The sequence below is a fragment of the Nitrospira calida genome (assembly GCF_976986435.1).
In genome coordinates this window covers 3,523,041-3,546,161 of the sequence record NZ_OZ335950.1, presented here as the reverse complement: position 1 = coordinate 3,546,161, position 23,121 = coordinate 3,523,041, and the positions used below count along the sequence as shown (strand labels likewise).

24 protein-coding genes and 2 riboswitches are annotated in these 23,121 nt (G+C 62.5%); of the genes, 3 read left to right on the top strand and 21 right to left on the bottom strand.

Annotated elements, in window-relative coordinates:
* Positions 1–23 precede the first annotated feature (23 nt).
* Both ACWHTU_RS17280 and ACWHTU_RS17275 read left to right on the top strand, forming a co-directional pair.
* Positions 24–1,166, top strand: coding sequence for a TolB family protein (locus ACWHTU_RS17280; RefSeq protein WP_447860651.1), 1,143 nt, complete (start codon positions 24–26; stop codon positions 1,164–1,166).
* Positions 1,167–1,234: 68 nt separating this feature from the next.
* Complete coding sequence (locus tag ACWHTU_RS17275; RefSeq protein ID WP_447860650.1) at positions 1,235–2,293, top strand: phosphatase PAP2 family protein; 1,059 nt, start codon at positions 1,235–1,237, stop codon at positions 2,291–2,293.
* A gap of 13 nt (positions 2,294–2,306) precedes the next feature.
* On the opposite strand, the gene ACWHTU_RS17270 is transcribed toward ACWHTU_RS17275, so the two are convergent.
* The 3 genes from ACWHTU_RS17270 to ACWHTU_RS17260 all read right to left on the bottom strand — a co-directional run bounded on the left by ACWHTU_RS17270 (position 2,307) and on the right by ACWHTU_RS17260 (position 5,348).
* Positions 2,307–4,070, bottom strand: coding sequence for an ArnT family glycosyltransferase (locus ACWHTU_RS17270; RefSeq protein ID WP_447860649.1), 1,764 nt, complete (start codon positions 4,068–4,070; stop codon positions 2,307–2,309).
* Positions 4,067–4,360 carry a lipid-A-disaccharide synthase N-terminal domain-containing protein gene (locus tag ACWHTU_RS17265; RefSeq protein WP_447860648.1) on the bottom strand — a complete coding sequence of 98 codons (294 nt, stop codon included), beginning with the start codon at positions 4,358–4,360 and terminating at the stop codon, positions 4,067–4,069. The genes ACWHTU_RS17270 and ACWHTU_RS17265 overlap by 4 nt, the downstream gene beginning before the upstream one ends.
* Positions 4,361–4,613: 253 nt before the next feature.
* Positions 4,614–5,348: a glycosyltransferase family 2 protein gene (locus ACWHTU_RS17260; protein ID WP_447860647.1), complete on the bottom strand. Its 735-nt coding sequence runs from the start codon at positions 5,346–5,348 to the stop codon at positions 4,614–4,616.
* Between the two features lie 206 nt (positions 5,349–5,554).
* Positions 5,555–5,633, top strand: a riboswitch (Fluoride riboswitch).
* A 51-nt stretch (positions 5,634–5,684) separates the two neighbouring features.
* Between ACWHTU_RS17260 and ACWHTU_RS17255 the strand changes: the two genes are divergently transcribed.
* Positions 5,685–6,014 carry a hypothetical protein gene (locus ACWHTU_RS17255; RefSeq protein ID WP_447860646.1) on the top strand — a complete coding sequence of 110 codons (330 nt, stop codon included), beginning with the start codon at positions 5,685–5,687 and terminating at the stop codon, positions 6,012–6,014.
* Between the two features lie 196 nt (positions 6,015–6,210).
* Here the strand turns inward: ACWHTU_RS17255 and ACWHTU_RS17250 are convergent, their stop codons facing one another.
* The 18 genes from ACWHTU_RS17250 to ACWHTU_RS17165 form a co-directional block, all read right to left on the bottom strand.
* Positions 6,211–7,479 (bottom strand): MFS transporter, encoded by a 1,269-nt coding sequence (locus ACWHTU_RS17250; RefSeq protein WP_447860645.1) that lies wholly within the window; start codon positions 7,477–7,479, stop codon positions 6,211–6,213.
* A 369-nt stretch (positions 7,480–7,848) separates the two neighbouring features.
* Positions 7,849–8,874 carry a hypothetical protein gene (locus tag ACWHTU_RS17245; RefSeq protein WP_447860644.1) on the bottom strand — a complete coding sequence of 342 codons (1,026 nt, stop codon included), beginning with the start codon at positions 8,872–8,874 and terminating at the stop codon, positions 7,849–7,851.
* Positions 8,875–8,908: 34 nt separating this feature from the next.
* Complete coding sequence (locus ACWHTU_RS17240) at positions 8,909–9,925, bottom strand: hypothetical protein (RefSeq protein WP_447860643.1); 1,017 nt, start codon at positions 9,923–9,925, stop codon at positions 8,909–8,911.
* Positions 9,915–10,586, bottom strand: a complete 672-nt coding sequence (locus tag ACWHTU_RS17235; RefSeq protein ID WP_447860642.1) for a dual specificity protein phosphatase family protein — start codon at positions 10,584–10,586, stop codon at positions 9,915–9,917. Before ACWHTU_RS17235 ends, ACWHTU_RS17240 begins: the two co-directional genes overlap by 11 nt.
* Positions 10,587–10,733: 147 nt before the next feature.
* Positions 10,734–11,135: a hypothetical protein gene (locus ACWHTU_RS17230; RefSeq protein WP_447860641.1), complete on the bottom strand. Its 402-nt coding sequence runs from the start codon at positions 11,133–11,135 to the stop codon at positions 10,734–10,736.
* Positions 11,136–11,360: 225 nt separating this feature from the next.
* Positions 11,361–11,567: a hypothetical protein gene (locus ACWHTU_RS17225; RefSeq protein WP_447860278.1), complete on the bottom strand. Its 207-nt coding sequence runs from the start codon at positions 11,565–11,567 to the stop codon at positions 11,361–11,363.
* A gap of 39 nt (positions 11,568–11,606) precedes the next feature.
* On the bottom strand, positions 11,607–12,395 hold the full coding sequence (locus ACWHTU_RS17220; protein ID WP_447860556.1) for an IS110 family transposase: 789 nt from the start codon (positions 12,393–12,395) through the stop codon (positions 11,607–11,609).
* 135 nt (positions 12,396–12,530) lie between these two features.
* Positions 12,531–12,887 carry a YkvA family protein gene (locus tag ACWHTU_RS17215; protein WP_447860640.1) on the bottom strand — a complete coding sequence of 119 codons (357 nt, stop codon included), beginning with the start codon at positions 12,885–12,887 and terminating at the stop codon, positions 12,531–12,533.
* 50 nt (positions 12,888–12,937) lie between these two features.
* Positions 12,938–13,366, bottom strand: a complete 429-nt coding sequence (locus tag ACWHTU_RS17210; RefSeq protein WP_447860639.1) for a universal stress protein — start codon at positions 13,364–13,366, stop codon at positions 12,938–12,940.
* Positions 13,367–13,457: 91 nt separating this feature from the next.
* Positions 13,458–13,880, bottom strand: coding sequence for a universal stress protein (locus ACWHTU_RS17205; protein WP_447860638.1), 423 nt, complete (start codon positions 13,878–13,880; stop codon positions 13,458–13,460).
* 13 nt (positions 13,881–13,893) lie between these two features.
* Positions 13,894–15,099 carry a cation:proton antiporter gene (locus tag ACWHTU_RS17200; RefSeq protein ID WP_447860637.1) on the bottom strand — a complete coding sequence of 402 codons (1,206 nt, stop codon included), beginning with the start codon at positions 15,097–15,099 and terminating at the stop codon, positions 13,894–13,896.
* Between the two features lie 30 nt (positions 15,100–15,129).
* Positions 15,130–15,426, bottom strand: a complete 297-nt coding sequence (locus ACWHTU_RS17195) for a PepSY domain-containing protein (protein ID WP_447860635.1) — start codon at positions 15,424–15,426, stop codon at positions 15,130–15,132.
* A 186-nt stretch (positions 15,427–15,612) separates the two neighbouring features.
* Positions 15,613–15,692: riboswitch (Fluoride riboswitch) on the bottom strand.
* Positions 15,693–15,813: 121 nt separating this feature from the next.
* Positions 15,814–16,659 carry an ATP-binding protein gene (locus tag ACWHTU_RS17190; RefSeq protein ID WP_447860634.1) on the bottom strand — a complete coding sequence of 282 codons (846 nt, stop codon included), beginning with the start codon at positions 16,657–16,659 and terminating at the stop codon, positions 15,814–15,816.
* 54 nt (positions 16,660–16,713) lie between these two features.
* Complete coding sequence (locus ACWHTU_RS17185; protein ID WP_447860633.1) at positions 16,714–17,139, bottom strand: universal stress protein; 426 nt, start codon at positions 17,137–17,139, stop codon at positions 16,714–16,716.
* A gap of 30 nt (positions 17,140–17,169) precedes the next feature.
* Positions 17,170–19,200 carry a proton-conducting transporter transmembrane domain-containing protein gene (locus tag ACWHTU_RS17180; RefSeq protein ID WP_447860632.1) on the bottom strand — a complete coding sequence of 677 codons (2,031 nt, stop codon included), beginning with the start codon at positions 19,198–19,200 and terminating at the stop codon, positions 17,170–17,172.
* Positions 19,197–20,048 (bottom strand): NADH-quinone oxidoreductase subunit NuoB, encoded by an 852-nt coding sequence (gene nuoB, locus ACWHTU_RS17175; protein ID WP_447860631.1) that lies wholly within the window; start codon positions 20,046–20,048, stop codon positions 19,197–19,199. The genes ACWHTU_RS17180 and nuoB overlap by 4 nt, the downstream gene beginning before the upstream one ends.
* Before the next feature lie 21 nt (positions 20,049–20,069).
* Positions 20,070–21,650 (bottom strand): hydrogenase large subunit, encoded by a 1,581-nt coding sequence (locus ACWHTU_RS17170; RefSeq protein ID WP_447860630.1) that lies wholly within the window; start codon positions 21,648–21,650, stop codon positions 20,070–20,072.
* Positions 21,647–23,119 (bottom strand): hydrogenase 4 subunit F, encoded by a 1,473-nt coding sequence (locus tag ACWHTU_RS17165; protein ID WP_447860629.1) that lies wholly within the window; start codon positions 23,117–23,119, stop codon positions 21,647–21,649. Before ACWHTU_RS17165 ends, ACWHTU_RS17170 begins: the two co-directional genes overlap by 4 nt.
* Positions 23,120–23,121: the final 2 nt, after the last annotated feature.

Below are 23,121 nucleotides of genomic sequence, written 5' to 3'. Positions count from 1 at the left end.
TCGCGGGGACATTGTGTTCCGACGTGCGAAGTGCGACAGTCGACGCGCGAAGCCTTCCGAACGCCGATCAATCTCGCACGGCGAGCTTCGAATCCCGAGACGCGATCGAGCGGCACCTCGCGAACATCCGCCAGCTCACCTTCGGCCGGCAAAACGCCGAAGCGTATTTTTCCTTCGACGGCACCAAGCTCATTTTTCAATCCACCAATAATTGGATGAAAAACACCTTCGTAGAAACGCACGCGCCGGCGGAGTCGGGCCTCGGCTGTTATCAGATGTACGTGATGGATCTGGAGACCGGCCACATCCGCCTCGTCAGCACCGGGACGGGGGCGACCACCTGCGGCTACTTCTTTCCAGGCGACCGGCGTGTGCTCTTCTCCTCCACCCATTTGCGGGGGCCCGACTGTCCGCCCAAGCCCAAACGGGACGGGGCCTACCGCTGGGCTTTGGACGACTACGACATCTTTTCGGTTAGGATCGACGGTCAGCAAATGCAACGCCTGACCCATACGCCGGGCTATGACGCCGAGGCAACTGTCTCGCCGGACGGCAAGACGATCGTGTTCACCTCGGTGCGCGACGGGGATCTGGACATCTACGCCATGAGCCTGGACGGCACCCACCTGCGACGGCTCACCGACGAAGTCGGCTACGACGGCGGCCCCTTCTTCTCGCCGGACAGCAAACGCATCGTCTATCGAGCGCACCATCCTACGGATCCCGCCGATCTCGCCAAATACAAAGCCTTGCTGGCGCAGAACTTGGTCGAACCGAGCCGACTGGAAATCTTCGTGATGAACGCGGACGGCACGGGCAAGCGGCAAGTAACAGCCAACGGCGCCTCCAACTTCGCGCCATTCTTTCATCCGGACGGCCGGCGGATCATCTTTTCGTCGAACGTGCACGACGTGTCCTCTTCTTCCGGGTCCCCTTCTCCGTTGACGGGTGATGGCCGGCGGAAAACGGAACGCGGAAGTCCGCCGTCGTTTCATCTCTATCTCATCAACGACGACGGAACCGGCTTGGAGCGCGTCACGTTCGAAGGCTCTTTCAACAGTTTCCCGATGTTCTCGCCCGACGGCAAGAAACTGGTCTGGGTGTCAGACCGCGGCGCGAAGGAACCCGGAGAGTTCAACATCTTCCTCGCCGACTGGGTCCCATGACTTCGCCGGAGAGAGCAAACAGCGAACAGGCAACAGCATGGAACGCAGAGCAGATCGCACCTCGCTCTTTGCGGCTGGCGATCGCGCTCCTGTCTTGTGCGTCGCTTGCCGTCGTGTTCTGGGGGCTGACCCAACTGGATGTTCCGGTGGTTCGAGCCATGCGCTCGCTCTATCATCCGGTGGGGTATTTGCCGAATCCCTGGCTGGCCCGGTTCAGTGAGCTCGGCGATGCGCTGGGCCGGGGGCGATCCCTGGTGCTCTTCTCTCTGACGTTGCTGGCCGTCGGGTTCGCGGGCAGGTGGCCGGTCGTACGAGCGGCGGGGCTCCGGACCTTGATCGCGCACGGCGCGGTGGCGATTGTGGCGAACGGGCTTAAGCATCTGATCGGCCGGCCTCGTCCGAAGTTCATGCACACGGGAACTCAGCAACTGGGCCCCTCGATGGATAACGGCTTCGACTCCTTTCCTTCCGGCCATGCCTCCGCCTCTTTCGCGGTCGCAATGGTTTTGTCCAGACAATGTCCCCGAGTCGCGTGGGGCGCGATGGGCGTCGCCGTCGCCATCGCGGCGAGCCGGGTCCTGCGAGGGGCGCACTTTCCCACCGACGTGGCGGCCGGCGCCGTGATCGGGGTCCTCGTCGGGGCCGCGGCGGCCGAGCCGTTCAGGCAATGGCCCGCGGCGCTCAGCCGGGCCCTTCTCAACGTGACCACGTATCTGGCCGCCGCCTTCACATTCCTCTGGACAGTCTCGCACGGTGCGGAGTCTTCCTGGCGTCACACCGCGATGCTGAGCCTGGGAAGCGCCATGATGCTCTACGGCGTCGTCAGCCGGATGTACGACCGATCCGCCGCGGGAAGCAAGCGGTGGGTGGCTGGGCGATCCGAGGCGAAGGTCGCCATCGGCGTCGGCCTGGCGGTCACGACGGGATCGCTGCTGGTGGCGGCGCTGGCTCTGTGCGTCTGCGCGGCCTGGTGGTTGGTCTGGCAGGCTTCGCCCGAGGCGGATTGCGAGCACGCGATGGGGTCGCGCCTGGCGGTCCGCATCCTGTCCGAGAGCGCGTGGCTGGCTGGAATCGTCCTGGCGGTTCTGATGCTGCAGAGCGTGAAAGGTGCGGTACCGATCCACTGAGGAGTGGCGACCGTCAGTGCCCCGGAATCCGCAACAGATCGGGCGGCGGCTGGGCGGCTGGCACCTTCACCATGGGCTCATTGGCCAGCAGGAGATAGCCGTACCGCTGAAGGATGACGGGATAGTCTGCGGCTTCCTCGGGAAGTTTGGATTTGAGCCGGGCCGGCAACAAGATCATCGTCCGGCCCGGTTCCTTCAGATACGGGCGGATGTTCTCCTCCTCGCCGGGATGGATGACGATGGCTTTGCGTCTCGCGTAGAACACCGCGGACGGCCGAGGCGGCCCATAGAGGATGAGCCGGTCTTGAGGCCCCAAGTTCAGCCCGGCTGTAAAGGCCAGTTCCTGGGGCGGAGCGATGAAATAGCGGCTGAGGCGAGGCAGGCTCACCTGAATCGCGATCAACCCCACCAGCGCGATCGACGCGCCGGCCGCCCAAAACGCGCCGGCCCGGCGCGTTTCCCATAGACCGAAATAGCCGACCAGGGCCATGCCGACCACGAGGATGGTGGCAGCGGCATAGGGGCCGATCCCGAGATCCGCCTCCGTCGCCGCGGGAAACTCTTTGGCGATGGTCTCGGCAAACGTGGAATACAACGGAGGCAAAGCGGCCAAGCCCAACGCCAGCGTATAGCCCAGCCCCATCATCACGTGGATCGACGCGCGGGCGCCGCGCGTGGCGGGATCGGCCACGCAGCGGTGCCAATAGGACGCGGTCAACACTGCGGCGGCCGGGAACAGCGGCGCGATATAGTGCGGCAGTCTCGTGGAGGATAGGGTGAAAAACAAGAACACCCCGGCCACCCACAGGGCGGCGAAAAGTTCCAGCTCCCGCGACGGCGTGCCTCGCGCCTCTCGCCAGTCGCGGAACGCGGCATGCAGCGCGAATGGCAGGAGAGCGCTCCAAGGGAAAAACCCGAACAACAGCACCGGGATGTAGAACAAGACGGTGAAGCTGTGCCCTTCCATCGGATTGAGGAACCGGCCGACGGTATTGGCCTGCGCGGAGGCGGTGTAGGCCGAGCCGTGGATGGCCAGCATGGCGGCGTACCAGGGTAAGGCGAGCAGCGCGAACACGAGTACGCCCGCCATCGGAAAGCCGTGCCGCCAAAACTGTCCCCATCGCTTGGTCCATGTGAGATACAGCGCTGCCGTCAACAGCGGCACGACGACCCCGACCGGCCCCTTCGTCAGGGTCGCCAGCGCCATACCGACGTAAAACAGCCACATGACGTGACGTTCAGAACCTTGTAAGCCTGTGCCGGGATCGGTCGAAGCGTGGAGTCCGGACCAGAACCCGTAGAGCGCCAGCGTGGTGAAGAAAACCAGCACGCTGTCCGTCAAGGCCATGCGTCCCAGGCCGATGATCTCGACGTTGAGCAGCAGCATCAGCCCGCTGAACAGGTCGACCGGCGTTCCGCGCCAGCGCCGAAGAAATGCGTACTGCAACAGGATCAACGCGACGCCGAACACCGCCGACGGGAACCGCGCGGCGAATTCGCTCACGCCGAACAGCCGATAGGACAAGCTCATCAACCAGTAAAGGAGCACCGGCTTAGCGTAACGGGGCTCGTAATTGAACGTCGGGCTGATCCAGTCGCCGGTCTCGAACATCTCGCGGCCGGCTTCGGCGTTCCGGCCTTCATCGCGGTCGGTGAGCCCTATCCCTCCGAGGTTGAGGAAGAAGAGGAGCCCGGCGAGTGACAACAACAGCAGCAGGTGGGACCAGGGGGAGGCTGCGCGAAGATCCACGGTCGATGTGACGCCCGCCGTGCTCACCAGCGAACCTCGGTCAGCGACCGCTTCCCGCCAGCGCGATGGATGAGCATGAGGTTCCGCAGATATACGAACGACCCGACGCTCTGGCCGGCGATGAACACCGGATCCATCCGGTAGATGGCGTAGGCCAAGGTGATCAGCCCGCCGATCAGGCTCATGTACCAGAACGCAAGCGGCACGCGGCTCTCGGCGCTCCGCTCGGAAGCCACCCACTGCAGGACCCAGCGTCCGAAAAACAGTCCTTGGCCGAGAAAGCCGATCGCGATCCAGATGGTTTCAGTGAGTGTCATGTGAAAGGCGCGACGCGTGATGTGTAATGCGCAAGGGATTGATCTGTGAAAAATCGAAGAAGTCCCAGCAGCCTGGGCCTTGCGCGATCAAGGCGAACCAAGCCATTGTCGTCGGACCCACCTGTCATTTGTCCGGCCAGGCTGGGTCGAGTCTGCAAGTCCGCGGCAAAGCCATATGTCCTGATCCTTGTGAGACCAAGGGGCTTTTCCCCATGTCCCGATGCGTGCCCTAACCTCGTCGACCGGTACGACGTCACGGGTCACGGAATCGATACCGCAACACTCGTTTCATCATCCACCGCACGGCGATCAGATCGTACAGGCCTCTGAAGAGTCGGTTCCCGACGCCGTACTTCGAGACGCCGTGGGCGCGGGGATAATGCTGCACCGGCACTTCCGTCACGGTGAAGCCGTACATCAGCGCCAGCGCGGGGAAGAACCGATGCATCCCGTCGAAGAGCGGCACCCGCTCCACGACGGCGCGCCGGAACACCTTCAACGAGCAGCCCGTATCGCGGACGCGGTCGCCGGTCACGGCGCTGCGCACGAAGTTGGCGATGCGCGAAGACAGCCGCCGGATCAGCGTATCGTGCCGGTGTTGCCGCCAGCCGCACACCAGGTCGTACCGATCGACGGAGGAAAGCAGCGCGCCGATATCCTCTGGATCGTTCTGGAGGTCGCCGTCCATCGTGATGATCAGCTCGCCGGTGGAGTGCCGGAATCCCGCATCGAAGGCCGACGTCTGCCCATAGTTCCGGTCGAAATGCAGCGCGGTGACCTGAGGGTACTGGTTCGCCAACCGGTCGAGCACGGCGGCGCTGCCGTCCGTGCTCCCGTCGTCGATATAGATGATCTCGAAGGGCGCGGACCGCGACTCCTCGCGCGCGTGAAGCACCTTGAGCAGCCGCTCGGTCAGGGGAACCAGGTTCTCCCGTTCGTCCTTGATCGGGATGACCACCGAAGCCCATGGGCGGGGTGAAACCGTCATGCGGAGCGGGCGGTCCTTCGAAGGATCGAATACACGTCAACCACGGGGGCATTCTACAGAATGCTCCGGGGAGGGTCAAATTAAGCCCTTGAGATTTCTGGAAGCGTGCGGAACAAATCGGATAAGCATCGATCGGCATTGAAGCGCTCAGAGGGCCGGTTGAAGCACACCTGGGTTGGATTGTATATTGTACACTGACACGACAGAATTGAATCGGTGATGGAGTTCACCCCAACCGCCGGAATCTTGAGGAGGGGGTGACCGGCTGATGACTCCTACCAGCGCATTGCGCGGTGGGAGTTTTTTATTTTTGGGGCGGGAAAGGTGGTGAGAAACATGAGTGACACCGGATCAGCCAGGAGCGCGTTCAACATGACATGGCCGGTCCTGGTCGTGGCGCTGGCGCTCTGGATGCTTGCGCCGATGGCGGTCGCAGGTGATCAGCCCGGCACGGGAACTTCGGCTGAGAAAGAAATGAGAGCGGAGCCTCCGCAGGCGCCGCCGTCTTCGCAGCCAACCACGTCCGGCGCGTCTGAACTGACCAAGGAGCGCGAGCGGCCGATGATCATGCCGGAAACCGCAAGCGATCAAAAGCAACCGGAACTGACTCCCGAAATGCTCGAGCAACTGAAAGTTCAGGACGAAAGGTCGGCCCTCTCGTTCTAGCGCAAAAGCGGAGAGCGGATCAGGGAGAGGTCTCGGCGGCAAACGTGCGGGTTAGCCCATGCGCGTCAGAAGCGAGATGACGCTTCGTGCCTGACGAAGCAGAGTGGATCTCCGGTTCTCCTGCGAAGATTCGTTAGGGAATTCCTTGCCAGCGTCCGCGGATGGGCAGGAGGGAGGGTCTGTTGTTGTCTTCAGGTCACTTTTGTCTGTATCTAACCCCAGCAAATTTCCACACGCAGGCCAGCCAAAGGGTTCCCGCGGCACCGACTGCCGCGGCCATGCCGAACGCCCAACCGGGCTGATGCGCGTCCAGGAGGAATCCGACCCAGAAGCTCGACGCCATGTCGCCCACCGCGTTCGCACAGGCCAGGATGCCGAAGCCGAGGCTGCGCAGCTCGCCGGGAAGAAGTTCGGCAGCGATGGCTTTCTCCAGCGTTTCCTCAACGGCAATATAGATGCCTGAGAGGACGACGATCGCGACGAGCCAGCCAAGCGACTGGCTGAACAGCGCAAGAAAAACATTGGTGCCGACCCCCAAGCCGTACCCGCCGATCAGTATCTGCCGCTTATGCCCGCGATCGCCCAAACGGCCGATCGGATAGGCCACGGCGGCGCTCACCAAGTTATGGAGCGTGTAGAGAAGAACGGCGGCCGAGATTGAGTCGGCCGCGGGTCCTGAGCTCTCGGCGAAAGGCTTGGCCGCAAGCCAGATCAGAAATGTCCGAGAGAAATCTCCGAGGCCGAACAGGAAGACGCCGGCGAGGAACATCCAGAACAGGCGGGGGAACGAGCGACGAGGTTTGGGATCGGCATCCTGCGGGGTCAACGAGATCGTCGCGTCGCGCTCCCTTGTGAAAAAGAACAAGGACCCGGCCGCCAGAAGGCCGGGCGCCAACGTCCAGAGGATCACCGTGCGAAACTCCACGCCGGCCCAAACAAACAGCGCGGCCGCCAGCGGTCCGGCGACGGCCCCAAGCATGTCGCCCGCGCGTTCCAGCCCGTAGGCGCGTCCATAGTGGGTCGGGGCCACCGCGTCCGCGAGCAGATGGTCACGCAGCGGGCCCCGAAAGCCGCGGCCGATCCAGGCGGTGCCGCGCAAGGTCAACAGGGCGGCAAGCCCGTTGACAAGCCCGATCCCCCACGTGGCCACCGCCGTGACGAGATAGCCGAGCGACGCCCAAGGCCGTTTGCGGCGAACGTGGTGCCCGACGATCCCGCCGAGGAGCTTGGACAGGCTGACCAGGAAATCCGCGATTCCTTCGATCAGGCCTAAGGCGGCGGGGCCCAAGCCGAGGGTCGAGAGATAGAGCGGCAGGACCGCCGTGCACATCTCATGGCTCAAGTCGGACAAAAACGTAGCCAGCACGATCCCCGCGACGGTCGGCGTGATCCAGTGCGCCCTTGGGGACCGCAAGGGAACGGAGCCATCAGTTATGGTGACGGAATCGGCTTCCTTCTTGGCCATGCGAGAGGATCGTCCTTGTAAACACTTGCACAATTCGCAGGCGAATTACCAGTCATCCGCGAAAAGTTCACAGCCCGGTCCCTCCGGAGCAGAAAGGAGGAACGTTCCGAATGCCCTTATGGAGCTTTGAACAGGAGCGCGTCATTGGTGTCCAGAAACAACAAACCCGGCGAGCCGTCGTGATCGAGCGTCATCTTTGGCATGGTCTTTGCCGAATCGCTTGACGAAAGATGTTGCCGCTCCAGCGCCTCCAGCCGTGCATGCACCGCCTGGCGCTCTTCCGTCCGTTCGCCCGTGCCTGGCTCCGGTTCGTTGTGAATGACCGTCCCACGACCCTGCCGAGAGACGTCATTGGTGCGTTGCGATCGCTTAACGAGCGATCACGCGCCCGCTCCGACTCCAGTAAAAGTAGATCGAAAAATTGGGATAGATCGCGGCGATGTCGTTCTGCCCGGCGAGCGTCAACAGCACACCGGCGGCCCCGACGATCTGATCCGTGAACTTGTACTCCACGGTGGGCTGGACACCGACCAGTCCGAACGAGCCTGGCTTTGTGTTGACGGAGTGTCCGTCCAACCGAAACGGCAGGCCGTGCAACCCCAAGACTTCGATCGCATAGGCGAATCCCTTGGCGTCGTCCAGGAAATGTTCAACGGCCAGTCGATATTGGAAGATGTCGCCGAAATACTGGGGCAAGCCGTTGTTGGAGCTGGGTGGGCCATAGGAATAGAAGATCCCGCCCGAGATGCGAACCGGGCGAATATTCTTGCGAAAAAGGATGGACTCCGTGAATTCCGGCGCTCCGAAGTGGGTCGAGGGAAGGCGGCCCAGCGGTGCGAACCCGCCGGGGATCGACGGTGTGCCGGCCCAGTCGCTCGTGGGCAGACTGACGTAGAACGCATTCGTCAAGGTCGGCCACCAGGTGTCTGGCTGCTGAACGATGGCGCGGTACTTGAGGAACACGGTCGTATCACCCAATCCATGGCCGCTCCGAGCGGGCTGGCCGTTCCCGGAGGATTGCCACCATGAGACTTCCGAGACATACATCTCGAACTCGACGGAATTCGTGATGCCGTAGGAGAACTCGACTTGCGGATTGATGGCGGAGAGCGGTTGGGGGAGTGACCGAGAGCGGCTCGACCAGGTGTTGCCGAACTGACCATGCCCGATCTCGCTGTAGACATAAGGACGGAAAAAATACTGGCCCTTGGGCTGCAGATCCGCCGAACTGACCAACTGGGGGCCGGCCGAAAAAGGGTTCCAGATCGTGCGATACCGGGCGATCTCTTCCTCCGTTGCAGCGGTCGTAAGTCGGGGGAGCAAGGCGACAAGCGTCACGACGCAGGCGGTCACTGCAAGTGAAGCGTAGGTTATCTTCATAGAGCCGAAACGCATAACCGCGGTCCTCCGGTGCTGGTTGTTAAGTTTCTCAGGGCGCTCGCGAGGCCAAAATCTCCTGCAGGAGGCGTTCGAGGTCCTGGCTCATGAGATTGACGTCCGCTTCGAGGAGATCCAGCATGGCGGCCCGGGCGCGGAGTTCCTCAATCTCGTACAAGCCGCCTTCGCCGAAGAACAACGCGATCCGTCGCTGCTCCGTGTCCGAACTCGGCTCGCCCAGACGCCCGTGTTGACGCCAGCGAGAAATCAAGGTCTCGCGCAACGACCGCCCCTCAGGATCGTCGGCTAACGGACGATTCAGGAATCGCCAGACCGATCTGGGGATCAGGGTCGGTTCGTCGGGAGCCTCCCAGACTTCCCGCAAGAGGTTCCGGGGATGGCGAAAGTCGTGCTGTACGCCGCTGAAAAGCGCAGAGGTGCCGAATGCCGTCGCCAGCACGCCCCCTGAGATCGCGCCCGCTGCGGCCGCGGTCTCGTGACCGGCTAAACTCAGCCCGCCGGACAGGACTCCCACCAATGCGTCGCCGATGATGGCGATAAGAGTCTGTGTGCGCACCCGCCGGTCCCGTGTTTCCTGGAGTCGATCCGCGAGCTGATCGGCGCGTTCCTCTTCGCAGTCAGCTTCGGCGGCTGTGCGGGCGACGTCAAAAAAGGCGAGCAGCAGTCGGTCCGACAGCTCCTGCCGGACCTGGAGCAAGCGCACGGCCGAGCGTTCGATCTGCTGCTCCGCCTCGGCTTCCAGCGACGGAAGTTGCGCAATGAGATCGGAGACTCCGATCGTCTCGGCGATAAGCAAGGCTTCGCGAGAGAATCGGTGGCCGAGCGCCGGGGGGACCTGAGCAAGGGGGCTCTCCGAATCCGGAGCGTGTTGACGGATGTATCGGGAGTCCGGAACCGGCGCGGCGGGAGCGCAGCGTCGCTCCACCGCCGCGGACTCGGCCACGGAATCGGTCGCGACCAAGCTTATCCAGGCGCAACCGGTCCCCAGGCAGAGAAGCGCGGCGCCTCCCGTGACCGTCACGAGCCGAGACGGCAGGCTAGATCCCATCGCGGCGACCGTCACGAGGGATCCGCCCGTCCATCGCGTCGTCGGTCATTGCTTTCGACGCGGGAAGCGACCCATGCTGCGGCGTGCTCCGAGAAAGAGGATGCGTGCGCACATAGCGGCGAAACGCGCGGTCCATTGCGGCCGTAGAATTTCCGAGAAACGGGATGTGCCCATATCGCATCGAGAACTGTTGCTCCGCTTCCTCGGGGCTTCGGCCTTCGATGCCGTAGAGATACAGCGCCGAGATTAAGGAGGTCCGGTCAGCGCCAGACTTACAATGGATCAGAATGGGCTTGGGCGCCTCGCGGAGGATGGCCAAGATCCGCTCGAGATCTTGGTCCGCGACGTCGCGATTGGCGGAAATCCCATAGTCGTAGTGCCGGAGTGCCAGCGACTCCGCGGCCATGAGTTCTTCCTGATACCACCGGGAACCGAGATTCTTCCCTCTCAAATTCAGGATGCTCTTGATCCCGTACTCGCGCACGTAGCGGGCCAGTTCATACTGATCCAATTGGCGCGAGCGGTACACCCGGCCTTCGGCGACGACGTCGAAATTCCCTTCTTTCCAGACGTAGAGCCCATAAGAGACCGGACCGATCACGAGAAGAACGACCGAGGAGAAGAGCAGCCGTTTGCAAAACACACCGGTTGAGACTGTCATCCGTCGACTCCCGGGGGAGAAGCGCCGGGCGGCTGCAAGAAGCCACCGGCTGGCCACGATGGGGAGCGGAAAGCCGGACGATCGGAGCGAGGAAGAGACGAACGAGACCGACCGGCTGAAAGGAGCGGAACGCGCATGAGCCGGATCCTAACCGGCCAGCGCGACGGCCTTCTCATATTGTTCTTTCAGCAGTTTCAGCTTGGCATCCACGCTGTTGCGCATCTCCTGCGCGGTCCATTTAGCGTCGCCCGGGGCGGTCTCGATCTTGGGAAGTTCCCGCAAAATGTCGTCCCGGGTTTGCTGCAAATCCAAGACGATGGCGGTAGCGTTCGGCTGGGTTTTGAGCTTTTCGATGAGCGCATCGACTTTCTTCAGCATCTGATCGATTTGGGCGCGGTAGGCCTTGAGATCTTTGGGGAGGCCTTCGACATTCAACGTGTCGGCCGCGTGCGCGAACTCTCCGGGCTCCCCTGTCGGTCCACTCAACCAGACGGAGAAGCAGCCGAACACCGCCGCCAAGACCAATTTCCACGACCTTTTCCCGCTCATGTAAACCTCCCATGAATAGGGCCTCTGTCAACAGGGAACACAAGGCCCTGACTAATAATATGATGGACCGTTAACCTCCCATGCGGGCTCGGGTCGCCCAACCTTCCGGTTCAAAGACAGCCGCCCAATCTCCAGAACGAGGTGCGTGCCTCAAGGCACATGCGGGCTCACTGTCCTTGCTTGTCCATCAGGGTGCGCCAACCTGATCCGACGGTCTCTCGCATGCTACGCGGTCGCGGGCTCGAGCCTGCGCGGATCATCGCGCTCGCCGGACTTCAGCACGCCGTAGGCCGTGGTCAGCAGCTTCCGCGCTAAGGCCACGACCGCGATCTTCTTCCCTCGTCGGCGGGCGATGCGGGCGAAGAATCGTTGCAAGGGCTTGGCCCCGTGGCTCTTCATCCGCGCCACCGTATGCGCGCACTGCAGGAGCACGCGTCGCACCTCGCCCCGGCCATCCCGATTGATCCGTCCTCATGGCCGGACTGCCCCACTCTGATAGATGGTCGGGGCCAGCGCCCCATAGTTCGCCACGGCCTTGCTATCCTCAAACCGCTGGGCCTCGTCCAATGCGCTCACCAACACCCGGGCCGACAGTGGCCCAATGGCCGGGATGCTCTCCAGCAGGGGACAGCGCGGATCCTCGATCGCCTCGAGCCGAGCCGTGAGCTGCCGCTCCGCCGCACTCAACGCCTCGATGCTCGCCATGAACGTCTGCATGATCAGCTTCAGCGGCGCACTCACCGGCAGCCGCGCCAGCTTCGCCTGCCAGGTCGTGCCAGCAAAGAACTTCTCTGGGAGCCGATACCCTTCTTGGTACACATCGCCCCGGATCGTGTTGATCAGCGCGATGCGCTTGCTCTGCAGTTGCTGCCGCGCACTCACCAACTCGCGCAGCTCCCGGACAGGCCCCTCTACCACATGCACGGCTCGCGGCAACATCCCCGCTCGGGCCAGCTCCGCCAGCTTCTTCGCATCCACCCGATCCGTCTTGCCCCGACTCTCGGTGATCCACTTCACCTCGTTCGGATGCCCCACATGCACCTGGACCTCCGGCAGCGTCTGCAAGGTCTCCGCGATCCACTTCATCTGATTGCCCGCCTTGAAGGCGACCAGTTTGGCCCCGAGGCCCACCTGTCGCAGCAACGCGCGCAGTCCCGCCCGGGAGGCCGGCTGCTCCCCCGCGAACACGCGCTGTTTCCGTTCATTGACCGCATAGACCACCAGGCTCTTGCCACTGACATCCAATCCGACGTACACCATACGCTGCCCCCTTTCATTGGTGGTGATCGCTCACCGCAGACAGTCGGGCCTTCGTGCCTCGCCCGTTAACCAATTGAAAGGGGGCCCTATTCATAGAATCTCCTTTCACTGAGACAATCGGTACGGCCAACCCCTTTAGGATGAGCCGGGCTTTCTTCCATCCGGTTTCCCGCTGCCCGCTCCAGCACGTGAACGCCGGAGCAAAACTTCGCCAGTGGGCTGGTCGGCGTCATCCGCGATCCGGTTTCTGCAGCCCTGCATGACGTCTTCGGGAATGAATGCGACAGCTAATCCGAACAAAGCGGGCACAATGATGACATCATCCAGGTGCCCGAGCAGCGGAAGGACATCGGGGATCAAATCAATCGGCGAAACGGCATAGCCGATTGCGAGTGCAAGGAGCCATTTCGCGAACCGTGGAACCCGGTCGTCCTGCAAAACAAGGCGACAGATTGTGATCTCTCGCTTGATCCGATCAAGAGCGCGTTCCATGGTCGATCACCGAACCTGCCCAGAAAGCTTCGCGCTTTGCGCGGGGCAATTCACTTCACCACCAACACGGAGCAGGGTGCGAGGGCGGTGAGGCTCTGGGATGTGCTGCCCCAGGTGTTCTGGCCGAAGATCCGCGAATGGCCGGTAAGACCGACGACGAGCAGGTCAAACCGATATTTCTCCGCGAATTCCACAATGGATTGCGCCGGATGCCCTTTCAACACATGCTGAGTCAACGGCACGCCGAAGGAGTGCGCGATCGATCCCGATCGGATGGCCTCGATACGGGAATACTCGGTCGCTTTGGGGTCGGTTCGGAGCTCTCCACCGACCACCGGAGCCCGGTGCTGCGGAAGTTGCTCTTCGATCGTGATGCTGTGCAGTTCGGCCGCGCATTGCTGAGCCAAATAGCTCCCAACCGTGAGCGCCTTGGTCGATCCCTTGGATCCGTCATAGGCGACGAGGATCTTGTGCAACATGAGAGTGATTCCTTCCTTCGCGTTCGTCCTCTTGCTGGGCCACGTGCCGAGCAGGGCGGCATCCCTCACGGCCAGTCCGCGAGGCCGCGCGTCACTTCACCACTAGCACGGAGCAGGGCGAAAGTCGCGTCAGGTTCTGAGAGGTCCCGCCCCAAATGCGTTCGAACACGCGCGAGTGACCCATGAACCCGATCACCAGCAGGTCAAAGCCGTGATCCTTGGCGAACTTGACGATCGTTTCGACCTCGTGTCCGGGAACCACGTGGGACGTCAGTCGAAGCCCCTGCGCCTTGGCGGCCATCTCGGCCTCATGGGTGACCTTCCGGAAATAGTCCGCCGCTTCCTGTTTCGCCTCGACCACTTCCCCCACCGTCGCGGCGTAGTGGGGCAGATGTTCTTCGACGGAGATCTCGTGCAGTTCGGCCTCATAGCGCTTGGCCACGTCGATGGCGGCGTGGAGCGCTTTCTTGGCGCCCTCCGATCCGTCATTCGCCACAAGAATCTTCCGAAACATGGGGAATTCCTCCTTAGCTCTGGTGGACCGGGCGGTGGGCCTTGTCGGGCTCGACCGCCGGTACCCGCTCGGTCGCACGCCGATCGAGCGCCTCCTCTTGCGGCGCTCCGCCCGGATCAAACCAGCGCTCGGCGATCAACGTCGGCACGATCGCGCTGAGAATGACCGCGGTCACGAGGACCGCATACTGATCTTGGGTGATCAGTTCGTGGCTGAGGCCGTATAGGGCCGAGATGGTTCCGAACGTCAGCCCCGTGGACATGAGGAGCGTGGTGTAGGTGGCTTCGCGGCGGCCAAAGCGAAACGCATGGGCCAGCGGCCACACGCCCACGAACTTCGCCGCCATCTTCACGACGAGAAAGATGCCGATCAGTCCGGCGCTTGCCAGCACCGCGCGGAGGCCGACCAAGGACCCCGCTTTCAGAAAATAAAACGGTGTGAGCAACGAGAAGGCGATCACACGCATCCGTTGGGCCAGCGTCCGGTTGGCGAGGAATTGCGGTGCCAGCACCATGCCGACGAGATAGGCCGGCAGCACGGCTTCACTCTGCGCCGTCGTGGCCAGTGCGCCCAAGGCGAACAGGATCACGAGGATGTATTTGGTTTCCGGTTCACTGATTCGCGGGCCCACCATAGCGAAGAACCACGCGGTGGCCGGAGGTAACGTCCACAGCGCGACGCCCATGACGAGGACGAACGCCAACAGCCACCAGTCATAGCGGGCGAAGATCAATCCGAGTGCCAACACCGTGCCCAGGTCCGTGACGAAGCACGCAGCGAGAATCACCTTGCCCAGAGCCGTGGCATTGTATCCGCGCTCGAGCATGACGGCGTAGACCACGGCCACCGAGGTCGTGGAGAGCGCAATGCCGGCGATCTCGGAGGCGGCGAGCGACCAGCCGGCCACCCAATGGGCATAGGCCATCGCGCCCAAGAACGGGGCCAGAAACGACGCAAGGCCGATGGAGATCGTCTCTTTCCATCGAACGCGAAGGACCACCAAGTCGATTTCCGCACCGGCCAGGAACGTCAACAGCACGCTGCCAACGGCGGCCAAAAAGTCGATCCAGACCGTCGAATGCAGCTCCAACAAATTTCCGCCGGCGATCCCCACGCAAATCTCGACCAATGCGACGGACATCCCAAGCCGGACCGACAACAGCGTGGCCACCAAGGCCATGCCGATCCAGATCGCGGCGACCTGCCAGGTCACTTCCATCGTTCACTCCTTCCCGATCGGTGTCCACCGTCAGTCATGCTCGATCTTCTCGATCCGGCCGGTCGTCGCGTTGACGTGCAGTTCCTTTTTCTGCCCGTCCGCCGTCACCAATTCGACTTCATAGACGAATCTGCCGTCTTCCGTGTCCAGTTCGATCTCCGTGATGCGGGCGTTCGGAAACTGCGCGAGGACGATACGCACGGCCTCCTGCATGTCGATGCCGGGTGTGCGCGGTTCTTCCCCGAAACTAATGCCGAACATCCCGATTCCAAAGAGAATCAGGATCGTGACCAAGGCGCCGGCGAGTATGGCTGTCCTGATGTCCATGGCATTCCTCCCGGGTGAGAAAGCATCCCGTCGGTCGCGTGCGCTCCGCCGCAGAGCGCATGGCTGAATCCTTATGACAGAACGCGAATGACGCCCATGCTTCTCGCCCTTGCTTGAAGTGAACCAGTGGGGTAGGAGGGGCTGCCAACAGTGCAGCGGGCCCAATAAAAAACTCCTACCAGATTGTCTCCGGTAGGAGTTATCAGTCCCGCGCCCGTTCTGATGAGGGCAGGACGGTTCCGGTGAACTCCATCACCAGCCGTTTGTACGCAAACAATACAACCCCGTACAGGTAAAGTCAAGTCCGCCACGCTTGTGATTCGCCGGATCGGCAATCGATCGGCGTTTCCGGCACGATCCAAAGAGAGACACGGCATGACACCGGCATCAGGGACCCCAATCGGCCTCGAGCGAGACCGGGCCGCGGAGCGGCGTCCGAGCTGCCGCGTCGATCCTGTGCCGGAGTTGCTGGATTTTGAGGTCAAGCGACAAGAGACGGACGTCCGTCCGTCCGCCGATCTGGTATCGAGGCTGCCGAGCCATCTCGCAGAGGCGGGTGATCAGGCGCGGGTTGCCGTCGGTCAATCGGAGCACCTTCCGCACGAAGTCCTCCCGATCCGGCACCGTGGCGCCCTCGCGGTCCAGAAGGTGCTCGATCAACCGACGTGCTTCACTCGGAGCCAAGTTGGACAGTTCGATCTTCGCAAAGCCCCATCCGACCCACCACAGCTTGCCGATCTCGCGGGGGGATAAGGAACGGACGGCCGCCACGATCGGCACGCCGAGATCCTCCGCGAGTTCTTCAAGAAAGGCGGCGTACGCTCCGCGTACCTGACCGATATGGTCCAGCAGGAGCGCATACCGTCCCGACCGCAGCCGAGGCCACACCATCCGTCTGAGCTGGCCGATCGAGCACGTCGTGAAGGACCCGTTCCTGACTGCGCCGCAAGAGGAGGTATCAGGCGGATCCGTCCTTCGCGCGACGGGTCGGCGCTCGCGCCAGACAAACAGGGCCTGCGCGATCGCCCGCAGGAGGTGTTTCAGCGTGGCCGCTTCTTCGCAGTAGATCGGAGTACGTACGTTTCCAAATCGCCCGGCGTCGTCCATGACCGTATGAAGGATCGCCGTCTTGCCCGTCCCCTCCGCGCCAATCAGCAGAACCGACTGCCCTTGGCGGATGGAGTTGACCAGCAATTCCACGATCTCTTCACGACCCAAGGGTTTCGCCGTCACAGGCGCGCCTCGCGTCGAATGTGACAGGGTTAGTCGGGGAGACCCCCGTTTTGATTACTTGACGACCAACACACTGCAGGGGGCCAGTCGGGTCAGGTTTTGCGCAGCTCCGCCCCAGACCCGCCGAAGGATACTCGTATGCCCCACCTGGCCGATGACGAGGAGGTCGGTCCGGTGTTCCTTGGCGAAGGCGATCACGGATTCGACCTCGTGGCCGTGGAGCAGATGCGGATGAAGGAGCACCTGGGCCTCATCCGCGACGGTCATGACTTCCCGATGAAGCTGCCGAAAGTAGTCATCGGCTTGCCCGCCGGCGGGTGTCGATTCGCCTTGCTTCCGGGAGACATAGTGCGGGAGCGGCTCGCGCGCGGTGATCAAATCCAGCTCCCCGCTGTACAATCGCGCAACGGAGAGAGCCGTATTAAGCGCCCGTTTCGCCGTATCGGAGCCGTCGTACGCCACCAGGATTTTCTGAAACATGGTCTCTCATCCCTCCTTGCCGGAATTCCTTCAGCTCCCGAACAGAAGCGCGACCAGCAACAGAATGAACATGTAGGCCATATACCGGTTCAAACTGCCCGATTGAAAGCGAACGGCGTACCGCGAAATCGATTTGGCTCCCTTGATCAAGGGCAGGTAGAGGAACCGTTCGACGAACGGAAAGATGTGCGACCGGTATCCCGTAGACCGCACGAAGTAGGAAGAATAGGGAAAAGCGGCCGATGCCCCGTTCGGCTGGGGCCGGTAGATCCAGCCGAAAATGATCCGGATCGCGTTGGAGAAGCCCAAGGGGGAATATTGCATGGTCGGTCGGAGCGCCGGGAGTCCGCCGATCCAGATCCGCTCCACCCGCTTCACACGAAATCTCCCCCAAGCCGCTGAGATCCCCGCCGGCAGCAGCAGCAGGATCGGCAGCATGAACGCGAGATAGGTGGGAGAAGCGGCTGAGAAACGGTTGTCGTACGGAATCAGGATCAGCCCGGCCACCACATGACTGGTTACCGATGTTCCCCACAGCGGGGTCGTGATGGTGTCCAGAAACGGGATCACGAGAAAGGGCAGGACCCCCAGCCCGACGCAACTGATCGCAAGGATGCCCATCCCCCAGCGCATGGACACCGGAACTTCGTGCGCCCGTGCGGCCGCGTCGCTTCGGGCCATGCCGAGGAACGAGAGACCGTACAGTTTGATGAAGATCGTGAGCGACATCGCGATCGTGAGCGCCAACGCCGCGCCCGCGAGCGACAGGAGAATCTTGTTCAACGCTTCGGTGAGGCGAAACCCTTGGAACATCACCTCGAGCGTGAGCCACTCGGTCACAAAGCCATTGAGCGGAGGGATCGCCCCGATCGCGAGCGTGCCGATGAAGCACCAGAGGCCGGTCCACGGCATCCGCTTGGCCAGTCCCCCCATGTGGTCCATGTTGATGCTGTGGATGGCGTACTCGATCGCGCCTGCCCCCAGGAACAAGAGCCCTTTGAACGCGGCATGATTCAGCGTGTGGTAGAGTCCCACGAGCACCGCCAGCGACGCCAGCGCCGGAAGCCCGGAGGCTCCGAAGATCAGCCCCGCTCCGAAGAGCAGCAGCACGATCCCCATGTTTTCGACCGTGCTGTAGGACAACAGACACTTAAGGTCGTGCGTCTGCATCGAGTACATCACGCCGAGGACGGCGGTGACGGTTCCGATCGTCAAACAGACGATGCCCCACCAGACCGGACCGCCTCCCAGGAGGACGAGTAAAACACGGACCAACCCGTACAGCCCGGCGCTGACCACGACGCCGGAGAGCAGCGCCGAGACATTGCTGGGAGCCGCCGGGTGGGCTTCCGGCAACCAGATGTGGAGCGGCACGATGCCGATCTTGGCGCCGAATCCGAGGAGCGCCAGGACGAAAATCAGTCCTCGTGTGTGCTCCGGAATCGTCGGACCGGCCCGGCGAATCGCGTCGAAACCGAATTCGCCCGCATAGCTGTAGAGCAGTAAGAACGCGAAAATCAGCATCCCCGCTCCGATCTCCATGATCACGGTCATCAGGAACGCGGCCCGCGGCGTGGCGGGATAATCGAACCGATACACGGTCATGAAATAGGCGAGGATCGCCATGGCCTCCCAGGCGATCAGGAACAGGACGGCGTTGTCCGCCGCGACGGTCAGCGTGATCGACAGGGAGAGGAGGTTCAGGAGCACCGCGAAGTAGCGGACGTTGTACCGGCTCTCATACTGGCGCATGTAGCCCAGCGAATAGACCGACACGGCCAGGACCACCAGGAAGGTGAGAATCAAGAAGAACGCGGCCAGGGCATCCACGGAAAAGCGGACCCGGCCGACCGGTATGAAGGTGCCCAAAGCCAGCACCGAGGTTTGGTCGGTGGCCAGAAACCATCCCGCCAGGAGCAACCCGATAAACGATGACGCTGCACTGGCTGCGAACCCGGCTCCGCTCGCAAGCCGAGCCGGTCTCAACACGGCAGCCAACACCGCCCCTATGAGGAAGAACGGTGCCCCCACCACTAGGAGGTGCAGCGTGATCGGAGTCATGTGTTCACCGCGCCGGCTCTGATCTTCGGTTCGAGGCGTCCGACCGCGACCAGCAGCCCGTGCATGAGCGCCACGGGCGGTGGCGGGCACCCGGGAATATACACATCCACGGGCACAATTCGGTCTACCCCGCCGAGCGTGAACGCCGTCGGAGGAAATATCCCTCCGCTGCAGGCACAGGCGCCGACCGCGACCACCAACTTGGGCTCCGCCATGGCCTCGTAGGCGTTCCGCAAGGGCTCTTCCATCGGACGAGTCACCGGTCCGGTCACCAACAGGAGATCGGCGAACCGGGGCGACGGCGTAAAGAAAATCCCCAGGCGATGCAGGTTGTAATAGGGATTGTTCAATGCCTGAAGCTCCGATTCGCATCCGTTGCAGGACCCGGCATCCACGTGGCGGATGTGAAGAGACCGGCCGAACACGCGCGTGATCTCGTCGCGCAGCGTGCTTTCGATTTCGGCTTCGAGGTCTGCGGCGGAGGCGTCCGATGATGCGTGTCCGTTACCGAGGATCCGCAAGCCGACGGTCAGATCCGCCTTGCGCCGCGCCGCCAGCTCGACGTTCCTGGTCAAGGTCACGGCTTGCTCGGGGCAGGCTTCTTCGCACAGGCCGCAAAACACGCAGCGACTGTAATCCAGCCTCAGCTCGGTTGCCTCGGATCCTGTCGTCCAGGTCAGCGCTTTCGGAAGACATACCTCGACGCAGCGCCGACAGGTGTCACCGGCACAGCGCTCTTGATGCAGCGTGGGTCTCCCGCGATACCCGTCGGGCATGGCCTCCGGCTCGTCCGGATAGCGTCCCGAGACGATGCCGGTCATGATGCCTTTCAACGTCCAAAGAGCCATGGCGCTCCTCTCGATGATCGGCTAGAGATCGCAGCCCGCATGGGTCAGTTCGAAACTGCGCTCGTTGATCGGCCAATCCATCATCATCGTGTTCTCGACGGTCGTTTGAAACAGGTACCAGTTGCTGAAGGAGGGCGATCGGATCTTGCAGCGTCGCAGCGTGCCGTCTTCGCCGATCGTCACGTACGTCACGATGGCGCCGCGCGGTGATTCGGCGTACCCGATCGCTTCCTGCCCCGCGGACAGCGTCGGCAGTTCCGTACGAATCGGCCCGGGTTCGAGGCAAGCCGCGGCTTCCCTGATCAACTGGAGGGATTCCGAGATCTCATCCATCCGCACCCGCATCCGGGCCAGCGCGTCGCCATAGTGGTACACGGGAACGGTGAACGTCAGTCCGGCGTAGGCCGCGTACGGGTGATCGTATCTGAGATCGCGCTTCAAGCCTGATCCCCGCGCGACCGGCCCCACGGCGCCGTAGTCTCGAGCCGCCTTCTCCGGCAACACGCCGGTGCCGACCAGGCGATCCAGATGACTCTTCGTAGACAGCAGCAGGTCGATCAAGACCACGCATTCCCTCCCCAGGTGGTCGATGCTCTGAAGCAGGTCCTCAAGCGCGTCGGCGCTTAGGTCCCGTCTGAGCCCGCCGACGGTATTGATGCCGCGGAGGAACCGATGGCCGACCAAGCGCGCATTCAATTGCTTGATCCGCTCTTGAACTAGACTGCACTGGGCCTGGGCGACACGGAGGGACGTCGCCTCCGACAGGTTCGCCAAGTTTCCCATGTGGTTGTAGAGCCGCTCCAACTCGGCATAGATGGTTCTGAGGAGTCGCGCGCGAACCGGCACCTCGATGCTGGCGGCCCGTTCCACCGCCTGGCAAAACGCCAACGAGTGCGCGAACGACGAGATGCCGGAAATCCGTTCCGCAATGACCGGACAAAGAACGATCGGCTGTCCCTCGAACAACCGCTCGATACCCCGGTGTTTGTAAAAGAGCTGCATCTCCAACCGCCGGATTTCTTCTCCGACGGTCAGGAACCTGAAATGCGCCGATTCGACCACTCCTGCGCGAATGGGACCGAACGGCAATTCGAACTCGCCGTCCCGTCGGGGACCAAGGTCCGGCTGCCGGGCGTCGAGCCGGGGAACCGGAGTGAAACGATCGAACTCCCGGCGGAACGGATGGACGCCGACGGGCCAGTCGGGATGCAGCACTAATCGGGCCAAGCCGGGATGGCCCAATGGGACCACTCCGAACAGGTCATGCAGTTCACGTTCGGCCCAATGGGCGGCGTGCAACACCGGAGTCACGGATCTGAACGAACGGTCGGCCGAGTCGAGGCTGGTCCGAACGCCGATGAACGCGTGCTCGTCTGGGATCGAAAAGACATAGAGGACCGTGAATCGATCGCCCTCCTGGGTTCCGACGACCGTAGCCAAGCTGCCCTTCAAGGTGCGTGACACAAACGCACAGAACTCGGGCAACTGGTCGGGAAACACCCGGCAGGACACCTCGGGTTCCATGCCGGCGGCAATCTCGACCGGCCCGTTCTTCCACTCGACGGCGATCCGAGCCTGGAGTCGCTCCGTGAGGCCGATCATGGCGAGACCTCTCCCAGCAAGAGCTCGCTCACCTGGTCCAGGACGTGCTGCACCGGATGGGGGATGTAGAGGCCCAGCCAGAGGACCGGGATGAAGCTCAGGACCAGCGGCGCGACGGTCCAGCCGTTCAGTTCACCCCGAGACAGTCGCTCGGGGGGTCTGCCGAACACCATGGTGTTCAGGTAGGAGAAAAAAGCGACGAAGACGATCAGGATCAGGCCCAAGAAGATCAGGCTCGGCAGCCAGAGACGGCGACCGACCCCGGCGGCGAGAATCGCAAACTCGCTGAGAAAGAGACTAAACGGCGGGGCTCCGAGAATCGCCAATCCGCCCAGCATCCAGACGATTCCTGTGACCGGCATCACGCGGATGATCCCGGTGATCCGGCCGATCTCCTTGGTCTGGTATTTTCGAAGGACATTGCCGGCGCCATAAAACAGGAGGGACTTGGCCAGCGAATGATTGAGCATGTGCAGCAGCCCGCCGAAGACGCCGAGCGTGCCGCCGAAGCCGAAGCCGACGGCAATGATGCCCATATGCTCGACGCTCGAATAAGCGAACAAACGTTTCTCATCGCGTTGTTGAATAATTGCGAACGACGCGATGGCCATCGAAAGCAGGCCCACGATGATCAATAAGGCCTGCGGATAAGCCTCCCCGACGCTGGCCGCGGTGATCGTGTAGAAGCGCAGGACTCCGAACATCGCCGTATTAAGCAATGCCCCCGAGAGCAGCGCGCTGACCGGCGACGGCGCCTCGCTATGGGCGTCCGGAAGCCATGTGTGCATCGGAGCCAGACCAACCTTCGTTCCGTAGCCGATTAGGATCAGGATGAAGATCACCTTGACCATGCGGGCATCCAGTTGGGGAGCCACAGCGTGTACGGTCCGCCAATCCAGCGAATAGACCGATCCGAGCACCGGGGTCCCGGCGAAGTACAACAGGATCGTGCCAAGGAGGGCCAATGAGATGCCGGCCGAGACGATCACGATGTACTTCCATCCCGCCTCGAGCGATTCGTGTGCCCGCTCGAAACTGACCAAAAACGTGGACATGATGGTCGTTAGCTCGATGCCGATGAGATACACCCCCAGGTTGCTCAAGGCCGGTGAAACCAGCATGGTCAGGATGAAGAGCGCCTGAAGCGCATGGTAGCGGTGGAGCCGGGCCTGGCTCTCCGGCGAGTTCCCCAGCACATACCGCATGTACCCCACGGAATAGATCGAGGCCGTGCAGGAAACCAGGGCCACGGTGAGAATCGTAAAGACGCACAGGGAGTCCACTTCCAAAAACCCGTCCAGCAGGCGAACGGGACCCGCGGTCACCACTTGAATCAGCAGCAGGACGGCGCAAACCAGCACGCCGACTCCTCCGGCCGCGACTACCCACTCGAGAGTCCGGCGGTAGCGTCCGATCACGGCGGCGATCGCCACCACGAGCGGGATCACGAAGAGAGCCGTCAAGACCATCG